Raw genomic sequence first — 9,922 nt, forward strand, 5'->3', positions numbered from 1 at the left:
TAGGAAAGAAGTGACATATCATGTCATTGGACCCGACCTTGGCCGGCTCAAGACCAGCTCTCCCCCTCTGGTCCCGCCACCGCTTTATCGCCCTGATCCTGCTGTCGGGCATGATTCTGCAGACCGGGATTTGGATTCGCAATTTCGCCGTCCTGCTCTATGTAACCGACCGCACCGGAGGCGATCCGTTCGCGATCACCTTCATCGCCATAGCGGAATATGCGCCGATCTTTCTGTTCTCCTTTCTTGGAGGCACCCTTGCCGACCGCTGGCGCCCCAAAAAGACGATGGTCTGGTGCGATCTGCTCAGTGCGCTGTCCGTGTTCCTGATCCTGGGGACCCTGCTGCTGGGCTCCTGGCAGGCCGTCTTTTTCTCCACATTGGTCTCTTCGATCTTGTCCCAGATCTCACAGCCCTCGGCTATGAAGCTGTTTAAGCTCCATCTGCCCGAGCCACAGATTCCGCTGGCCCTCTCGATGTATCAGACGATGATGGCGCTGTTCATGATGGGTGGCCCGGTGCTCGGAACCTGGGTGTATGTCCACTGGGGGATTTATACGGCGATAGGACTGATGGGAACGGCCTTCGTATTGTCGGCCCTCGTCCTCTCGGGAATTCAGGGGGATGCGGAGCCCGAGGGCTCGAGACCCTTATCGGAGCTGTGGGCGGAGATGCGCAGCGCATTGGGATACGTGCGTACGAACCGGATTCTCCGAATCACGGGAGTGTGCTTTCTGCTGGCCGGGCTCGGCATGGGACTGGTGAACCCGCTCGGGATCTTCGTCATCATCGAAAAGCTGGGGCTTCCCAAGGAGGATCTGCAGTGGCTTACCGGTGTGAACGGGGCGGCCATGCTGATCGGCGGCGGGCTGACCATCGCGCTGACCCGCAAAGCGGCTCCTCAGCGGATCCTCTTCGCCGGCATGACGGTCAGCGTGCTGGCCATTGCGGCGATCGGCATGTCGAATACGCTGGCGGGCGTGCTGACGGCCCAGTTTTTCTGCGGGCTCGTGCTGCCCGGGATTCAGATGTCCATCAACGCCTTGATGCTCTCCCATACGGAAGAAGGGTACATCGGCCGGGTGAACGGCCTGCTCAGTCCCCTCTTCATGGGCTCCATTGTCGCTACGATGAGCGTCAGCGGCTGGCTCAAGTCGATGCTTCCGCTTTCCGTGCTGTATTATATCGCCGCCTTCTTCTTTGCCGCCGCCACGCTCATCATGCTGCCGATCCTTCGGGCGTCAAGAGAGGAATCGCGAAGGCAGGAATCCTCCGTACGGAGTACGCCAAGCTGACCCGATCCCTTGAACGGTACATCGGGCATACCTGCCGCACAGGGGCTGACGCACCGTCCCCCGAACGAGCCCCCTTCTTATGGCTGCGGGGTTCGGAATGAGGCTCATTCTTTTGGTGATCTGCGACAAAAAGCCTTCTCCTTAGGGCAGTCCTTGCCCTTGGAGAAAGGCTATTTGACATTTTTTACCTTGACAAAAAACGGACATATTTCCATCTTCGCAAAAACTTAACTAGGAGAAATAAAAAAACCTGCACTATACTGGACATGAAAAAACGGGAGCGAAAGGAGCCCTGACTGCATGTTCATCTTGTTTGAATCTGAAGCGGAACCCGCGACACGTACCTGGAGCTATTTGTCCGATATCCCTCCTGAACTCGTGGCCGAATGGAAGCGCAGGGTGGCTCTCGCCCAGATTACGGAGTCCACGCTCAGAGTCCGCCTGAGGCTGACCGGCAGCGAGCTGCAGTACCGGCGCAGCAAACACAGCCGCATGATCGAGGAGATGAAGAAGGAGCTTTCAGGTCCCGGTTCGTTTTTATCGAGACTGCATCTGTATGTCCTGCTCGATGCCGAAGGATACCTGCTGCAGATGGTCGGCAGCAATCCCGTAGTGAACAAGCTGGCCGGCCACCGGGTGCCCGGCGTGAGTATGGCTCTGGAAAGCGCGGGCTTGAACGCCTTGTCCATGTGCATGCAGCTGAAATGTACGACGGTCATGATGGGACACGAGAACACATGCCGGATTTTCGGCAATTTTACGGCCATCTGTTCCCCCGTCTTGGTGAAGGGCGAGCTGCTCGGCTATTCGGGACTTGCCATCCAAAACCAGGACGACATCGAGATGGCGGTTGCGCTGCTGCAGAAGGTCACGGCCAATATTCAGGAGCGTCTCGCCCAGGATTCGGCTTCCCCGTTAACCCGGGAAGAGATTTATGCGAAGCTCGACGAATACGGATTAACCCCGCGGGAGAAGGAGGTCGCCTACCGGTGGATGCACCACGAGACGACGGTCCAGATCTCATGCGAGCTGTATATTACCGAGGGAACCGTCCGGAATATGATCAAAACGGTGTATCGCAAAACCGGCGTCAATGAAAAAGGGAGGTTTATTACGAAGTTCCTGCTCTAAGGCCTGTCCGGATAAACCCCAGCATCGGTGTGAGGATTCTCGCTGCCCAGCGTTATAACCTTCGTTTCGTAGAAAACGTTACATAACAGGAAGTCCGTCCAAAGTCCTCCCGGAAAGAGGGTCTTGAACGGACTTCCTTGTCTTTGAAGATCCAAAGGGCTGAAGATGGACGGTTCGGATGCTTGCCGGCTTGGTATGCGCCGTCTTCAGCCGTTCATCCGGCAGACGGTGACTCTTGTTCAGATGAGCACGGATGAGATCGCGGCCTCGAGAATCTCCCCAAGCAGCCTTGCATTAGACGTGAGGGCCGGATCTTCCAGCATCTCCATGTGGGTGCCGCTTCCCTGGTATGCGGTGAGCGGTCCGGCTTCCCTTCCGCTCCATGATGGCAGCACCTCCGAGCCTTCCGCGAGCAGCAGGTGAACCGGGGCCTGCAGCGCAGCGCCGTTCACCGTCCGGTGAAGATAGCGCCGGTAGGCGTACATCCGCGCCTGCGCCTCCCGCCTGACGGAAGGGACGGAGAGCAGTCCCCCGTAGCGTTCCTCCGCAGCCGCCAGCTGCTCTTCCGTATCCCGGAACAGCTCCGCATCCGGAACCGGGTCGAGGCGGGTTCTGCGCTCCGCATCGAGAATCAGCAGGCCGGCGACTTCCGCCCCTTCGGCCTCCAGTGCCGCGGCGGTCTCATAGGCCAGGCAGCCCCCGGCGGAATAGCCCAGCAGCACATACGGCCCTTCGGGCTGCAGCCGGCGGATCCGTGCGGCATAAGCGGCCGCGCGGTGTTCGTCCTCCTCCGCTTCGGGGAGGAAGTCGAACGCATACCAGGCGTAGGCCGGCAGCTTCTCGGCCAGAGCGCGGTACTCGAATCCGTATCCGGCCACGGGCGGGAAGCAGAAGACCTTCGGTGCTTCGCCATCCCCTTCCCCGTTCAGCCGCGTGACCGACTCTTCGGCCCCGCCCTGCAGCTGCTGCAGGGCATCCAGTCCGCCGGCCAGCTCCCCCAGTGTTCGCTGGCGGAAGATCAGGTGCAGCGGCACCTCCACGCCGAACCTCTCGGCGATCCGTGCCGACAGGGCGGCAGCGAGCAGCGAATGGCCGCCGATCTGGAAAAAATCCGCGCGGACATCGATCTGCTCCACCTTCAGCAGATCACGCCAGATGGCGGCCAGCCGGGCTTCGCTCGGTGTCTTCGGCTCGGTGAACCCATCCGCGGCGGGCTGCGGCGCCGGCAGGGCCCGCCGGTCGATCTTGCCGTTGGCCGACAGCGGCAGCGATTCCAGCTGCATGAGCAGCTCCGGCACCATATACGCGGGCAGCATCCGGGCCAGATGCCGCTTCGCCTCGGAGGCAGCCACCGCCCGCTCCGCGGTATAGTAGGCACACAGCTGTACGTGACCGGCTTCCGCCCGGCGGGTGACCACGACCGCTTCGCGTACCGCCTCCAGCTGCAGCAGCGCCTGCTCGATCTCCCCGGGCTCGATCCGGTACCCGCGCACCTTGGCCTGCCCGTCCTTGCGGCCGAGGAATTCCAGCGTTCCGTCCGGGCGCAGCCGGCCCAGGTCTCCCGTGCGGTACATTCGGGTGCCTATGCTGCCCGCAGCCCCCAGGAACGGATCGGGCACGAAAGCGGCGGCCGTCCGCTCCCCGTCGTTCATGTAACCGTCGGCAACGCCGATGCCTCCGATATAGAGCTCGCCCGGTACGCCCGGAGGCGCCGGCCGGCCGAAGCCGTCGAGCACATAGTAGCGGTTGTTGGCGATCGGCCTGCCGTAGGGGATGCTGCGCAGCTTCTCGTCCGACTCGCCGATCTCGTGGCAGTTCGACCAGACGGCCGCTTCGGTCGCGCCGCCAAGGCCGATGGTCCGGGCCTCTGGGAAGAAGGCGCGGAGCCTGCGCCGCAGAGAGACGGGAATCCAGTCTCCGCTGAGAAAGACCAGCCGCAGCAGCGAATAAGGAGCGGCACCGCCGGCTTCCTCGAGGGACTGGACGAGATAGTGCATCGTCGTCGGCACGGAATCCCAGAAGGTGATGCCCTGCTCGGTCATCAGCCTCCACAGCCTACGGGGGTCCTGCACCTCTTCCTTTTCCGCGATGACGACCGAGCCTCCGGCGGCCAGCATGCCGAAGAGGTCATAGACCGACAGATCGAAGCTCAGGGAGGTCACCCACAGGAGCCGGTCTTCGGGACCGACTCTATAGGTCGAGTTGACCCAGTGAATCAGATTGACGGCTGAACGGTGCAGGATCCGCACTCCCTTCGGCTCTCCTGTCGATCCGGACGTGTAGATGATGTAGGCCAGGTCGTCGGGGGCGCAGGAAAGGCTGCGTCGCAGAGCTGCAGCCCTCTCCCCTTCCCGGTCACCCGAGACCCCATCCAGTCGGATGACGGTTACGGTGGAGTCCGGCTCGAACGGCAGCCGCATGTCCGTCAGAATCGCACGTGCCTCTGCGTGACGAGCCAGATGCGCCTGCCGCTTCGCCGGATACTCCGGGTCGATCGGTACGTAAGCGGCACCGGCCTTCAGGATGCCCAGCAGGCCGGAGATCATCGGCAGTCCTCTGGACGCGATCAGGGCGACCCGGTCACCGGGCATCACGCCCGCTTCGATCAGCGCCCCGGCCGCCGCATCGCCTTGAGCATTCAGCCGGCCGTAGGTGACCGAAGTCTCTCCATGAAGCAGGGCCGTTCGCTCCGGACCCTGCTGCGCCTGCGTCTCGAACAGGCTGATGAGCGTCTCCCCGTCGGGATAAGCGGCCGCCGTCCGGTTGAGGCTGACGACCGCCTCTTCGAACTCGGCCGGCGGCAGGATCTCGAGCTGCCCCAGCTCCGCTTCGGGATCGGCGGCCATGTGCTCCAGGAGGCGCAGCAGGTGGCCTTCGATCCTCCACATCTCCTCCGCATCATACACTTCGGTATTGTACGAAAGCTTGAAGCGCAGTCCCTCGTGCGGCAGCACAATGAGATTGAAATCATAGCTCGTCTGCTCGAAGAGCTCGGCCCCGACCGCGGTCACCCCCCCGCGATCCATCCCGGAGAGCCCGGAGGACAGCGGGTAATTCTCGAAGACGCAGAGGTGCGATACCAGCGAAGCTCCCGTGCCTCCGTTCATTCCGGCCAGCGGATACCAGTCATACGCGGCGGCGTCCAGGGCGGACAGGGTCATCCGCTGCAGCAGCTGCTGCAGTGTCCGGACCTCATCGAACCGCACCCGCACGGGGATGGTGTTAATGAACAGACCGACCATCGCTTCCACTCCCGGCAGACCCGCCGGACGCCCCGAGACGACTGTTCCGAAGATGACGTCCTTCGTATGATTATACTTGGCGAGCAGGATAGCCCAGGCCGCTTGGATGACATGGTTGAGCGTGGTCCTGCAGGTCGCGGCGGCCGTCTTCAGCCTCTCCGTCAGCACGGGGTCCGGCGTGAATTCGTGGAGCCGGTGCCGGTAGACCCCTCCGGCTTCCTTCGCTCTCCCTTCCTTAAGCGATGGCACCGGCGTCGGCCCATCGCATCCTTCTAGCACGCCCGTCCAATACCGGGCGGCCTCGTCCCGGTTCCGCTCTTCCAGCCAGCGGATGAAATCGCTGTAAGGTACCGCCGGAGGCAGCGCCCTCTCGGGTGTCGTGTACAGCTGCATGAACTCCCGCATCAGGATGCCGAGACACCAGCCGTCCAGCAGGATGTGGTGGTAGCTCCACACCACCTCCCACGTTTGTTCGCCGGTGTGCAGCACGGTGAAGCGCAGCGCGGGGGTATGCGCCAGGTCAAAGCCGAGCCGCCGGTCTTCCTTGCAGAGGATGTCGGCCATCCGCCCCTGCTCCTCCCGCGGCAGTTCCCGCAGGTCCTCATAGCGAACCGGCACGTCCCAGCCGTCCAGCACCGCCTGCAGCGGACGTCCCGCCCGGGTGCGGCGGAACACGGTCCGCAGAATATCGTGCCGTCCGGCCAGCCTGGACGCGCCAAGCCGGAACCGTTCCAGGTCCAGCGGCCCCTGAAGAGACAGCCTCAGCTGCTCGAAATACGCCTCGTTCTGCGGATGGTACTCCGCGTGGAACAGCATCCCCTCCTGCAGCGGGGTCAAGGGATAGAGTGCTGCGATCCCGGCTCCGGGATGCCCCCCCCGCAGCTCGCTGAGCCACGTTGCGAACTCTTCTTTCGAGAGGTGTTGTTCGATCGATGCCGGCTTCTGCGGCGGGGACTGGCCCGGGGAGCCGTCCAGCGGCGTGATGGCCTCGGCCAGCTCGGCCAGTACCGGATAGCGGAACAGATCCCGGACGTCCAGCCGCAGGCGCTCCTTGTGCAGCCTGGCCGCCAGCTGGATGGCCTTGATCGAGTCCCCTCCCCGCTCGAAGAAGCTGTCGTGGATGCCCGCGGCCGGCCCCCCCAGCACCTCCTGCCACAGGGCGGCCAGCTTGGCCTCCATCTCCGTGCGGGGAGGCGCAAAGGCGGTGTCCTGCGGGACGTCATCCTGCCGGAGGGCCAGGGCCTTCCGGTCCACCTTGCCGTTCGGCGTAAGCGGCAGCCGGAGAAGCCGGACGAACCGGGAGGGCACCATGGATCCGGGCAGGGCCGCCGCCAGATGCCGCTTCAGCTCCACGGGCCCGGGCGCTTCCCCGCTGCAGGTATAATAGGCCCACAGCTCGGGGCTGCCTGCGCCCTCCTCCTTGGCGACCACAGCGGCTTCCCGCACGGCGGGCAGCAGAAGCAGGCGGGCTTCGATCTCGCCCGGCTCGATCCGGTGGCCCCTGATCTTCAGCTGGGCGTCCGTGCGGCCCAGGAACTCCAGCGTGCCGTCCGACCGCCACCGCACCCGGTCACCGGAGCGGTACATGGTCCCGCCGGGGACGAACGGGTCCGGTACGAAGCGGAGCGCCGTCTGCTCCGGGTCTCGCCAGTAGCCGCGGGCAAGGCCGGCCCCGGCGATGCACAGCTCCCCCGGTGCCCCGGCCGGAAGCAGCCGGCCTTCCGCGTCGAGCACATAAGCGCGGACCCCGTCAATCGGGCGGCCGATCGGAATCGGTCCGTCCCCCGCCTCCACCCGGCAGCTTGCGGCGACCACCGTATTCTCTGTCGGTCCGTAGTTGTTGTGCAGCGCATAGGGTACCGGACGGACCCGCTTCAGCCGGTCCCCTCCCGTCAGAAGCAGCCTGAGCTGCCGGGGGGCCGGCTCCTCCAGGAACGGTTCGGCGATCGCGGTCGGCAGGAAGGCTTGGGTGATCCCCTGCTCTTCCATGAACTGCCGCATTCCCGCAAGGTCGAGCCGCAGCCGCTCCGGCAGCGGATAGAGCGAAGCGCCGGCCAGCAGCGGCGGGAACAGCTCCCATACGGCCGCATCGAACCCGAAGCCCGCATAGAGCAGGCACCGGTCTTCCGCGTTCAGGGCGAAGTGCCGGATATGCCACTGCGCCAGATTGACAAGGCTGCGGTGCTCGACCATCACGCCCTTGGGCTCGCCCGTCGTACCCGAGGTATAGATCACGTAGGCGAGGTCGCGGGGGCCGGCCGTCAGGGCGGCATGGGCCTCCCCGGCCCCCCTGTGGTCCCTCAGCTCCGGCTGCGAAGCTGAGTCTCCTGCTTCAGCGGGAGTCAGCTTCGCTTCACGGGCCGCCGGGCCGCCGTCTGCCGCCGGTTCAGCCCCGGCTTCGAGCTCCTGCTGCGAATCCAGGCAAAGGCCGGCCTGCAGCTCCGGACACTTCCGGAGCAGCTCCTGCAGTAAGGCGGTGTGCTCCTCTTGAGACACGATCACGGAGAGCCGGGCATGCTCGGTCATCCTGCGGATGCGCTCGAAGGGAAGGCCCGGGTCGATCGGCACGAACGCCGCCCCGCTTTTCAGCACCGCAAGCACCGCCGTTACCCGGTGGACGGAGGGCCCGGCCAGGACGCCGACGAGCTTCCCCGGACCGGCTCCATGACTTCCCCGAAGGGTATCCGCCAGCCGGTTCGCCGCCGTCTCCAGCTCCATGTAGGACAGCGAAGCCTCGCCGCAGACGACGGCCTTACGTTCCGGAGTACGGGCCGCCTGCTCCGCGAACCACCCGTGAGCCGTCACCCCGTCCGAAGCGGAATCTACAGCTGAGAGGGGGGCAAGCAGCGAAGCTTTTTCCTCGTCCGTTACGATATCTAGGTTGTGTGCCGGCATGTTCGGATCGGCCGTTACGGCTTCGGCCGCCCGGCGCAGATGGCCTTCGATCCTCCGCACACACTCCGGATCATACCGCATGGCGTTGTAGTTCAGCCGGAAGCCGAGCTCCCGGCCGGTGGTGACCGCCGCATCGATGTCATAGTGCGTCCGTTCGTCGACCCGGAATGCCTCGACCTTCAGCCCGGAAGCCTCCATCTGAGGCTCCAGCTCCTCCCCCGCCGGGTAATTCTCGAACCCGATCACATGGGAGATGAGCTCCTGGCCCGCCTCGCTCTCCTTCTGAATCTCATAGAGCGGATAATGATGATAGGGCTCCGAAGACAGGGAGCTCCTCTGTACCTCCCGGGCGAGCTCAGCGAAGCTGAGGCCGCGTGTCCGGATGCGAAGAGGAACGGTGTTGATGAACAGACCGACCATTCGCTCCACGCCGGGCAGACCGGCCGGACGGCCGGATACGACCGTGCCGAAGACCGCTTCGTCCGCTGCGTTATAGCGGCCGAGCAGTATCCCCCACAGGGCCATCACCACACTGTTCAGCGTCACCTGCAGGCTTTGGGCAAGGCCGCCGAGCCGGGCGGTCAGCGCTGCATCCAGCCGGAACGCATAGGTTTGCGGCTGGATGCCGGCTGAAGGGCCTGAACGGCGCCCCAGCGGATAGGACGGCTGCGCGCAGCCGTCCAGATAAGCTCTCCAGTAGGCGCCTGCCTCTTCCGTCGGCTGTTCCTGCAGCCAGCGGATGTAGCTGCTGTAAGGCGGAGGGGCGGACGGCAAGGCTGTACTGGCTGCACCCCCGCCCTCTTCGCTGTGATAGGCACGGAAAAAGTCTCTAATGACCGTACCGAGGCACCAGCCGTCCATGATGATGTGGTGGTGGCTCCAGATGCAGGTATGCTCCTCCGGTCCGGTACGCAGTACGGCGGCTCGCATCAGGGGGTCCTTGTCGAGCCGGAAGCCTCTGGCCTTGTCGGCCGCCTTGAAGCGCTCCACCGCTTCCCGCGCGTCAGCGGGGCTGAGGCGGGACAGATCCTCGAAACGCACCTCGGAGGGGCGGGCCTTCAGCACGACCTGCCGCGGCTCCGTGATGCCGGCGATGCCTTGGTGAAGGAACAGCGTGCGCAGCGCCTCATGGCGCTGCAGGAGCCGCTCCCAGCTGCGCTGAACCCGCTGCAGGTCCAAGGGTCCGCGGAGGATGAATTCGGCCTGCTCCAAATAGGCGGATGAATCCTCTCCGGCGAGGGAGGCGAACAGCATTCCTTTCTGCATGGGAGACAAAGGATAAATGTCTTGGATTTCAGTTTTTTTGGCCATGGTTGTTCCTTTCATGGGAGGAATCGGGGGTTTCGCCGCCGGGTTCGG

General features: G+C 64.2%; 3 protein-coding genes. 2 read left to right on the forward strand and 1 reads right to left on the reverse strand.

Annotated elements, in window-relative coordinates:
• Positions 1 to 20 precede the first annotated feature (20 nt).
• Together PM3016_RS19325 and PM3016_RS19330 are read left to right on the forward strand one after the other, a co-directional pair.
• Positions 21 to 1,295 (forward strand): MFS transporter, encoded by a 1,275-nt coding sequence (locus PM3016_RS19325; protein ID WP_014370609.1) that lies wholly within the window; start codon positions 21 to 23, stop codon positions 1,293 to 1,295.
• 300 nt (positions 1,296 to 1,595) lie between these two features.
• Positions 1,596 to 2,426, forward strand: a complete 831-nt coding sequence (locus tag PM3016_RS19330; RefSeq protein ID WP_014370610.1) for a helix-turn-helix transcriptional regulator — start codon at positions 1,596 to 1,598, stop codon at positions 2,424 to 2,426.
• Positions 2,427 to 2,665: 239 nt separating this feature from the next.
• On the opposite strand, the gene PM3016_RS19335 is transcribed toward PM3016_RS19330, so the two are convergent.
• On the reverse strand, positions 2,666 to 9,874 hold the full coding sequence (locus PM3016_RS19335) for a non-ribosomal peptide synthetase (protein ID WP_014370611.1): 7,209 nt from the start codon (positions 9,872 to 9,874) through the stop codon (positions 2,666 to 2,668).
• Positions 9,875 to 9,922: the final 48 nt, after the last annotated feature.

Source organism: Paenibacillus mucilaginosus 3016, assembly GCF_000250655.1.
Classification (GTDB): Bacteria; Bacillota; Bacilli; order Paenibacillales; family NBRC-103111; genus Paenibacillus_G; species Paenibacillus_G mucilaginosus.

Coding starts and splice junctions, on each gene's coding strand:
- PM3016_RS19325 (WP_014370609.1), top strand. CDS start 21: ATGTCATTGGACCCGACCTTGGCCGGCTCAAGACCAGCTCTCCCCCTC.
- PM3016_RS19330 (WP_014370610.1), top strand. CDS start 1,596: ATGTTCATCTTGTTTGAATCTGAAGCGGAACCCGCGACACGTACCTGG.
- PM3016_RS19335 (WP_014370611.1), bottom strand. CDS start 9,874: ATGGCCAAAAAAACTGAAATCCAAGACATTTATCCTTTGTCTCCCATG.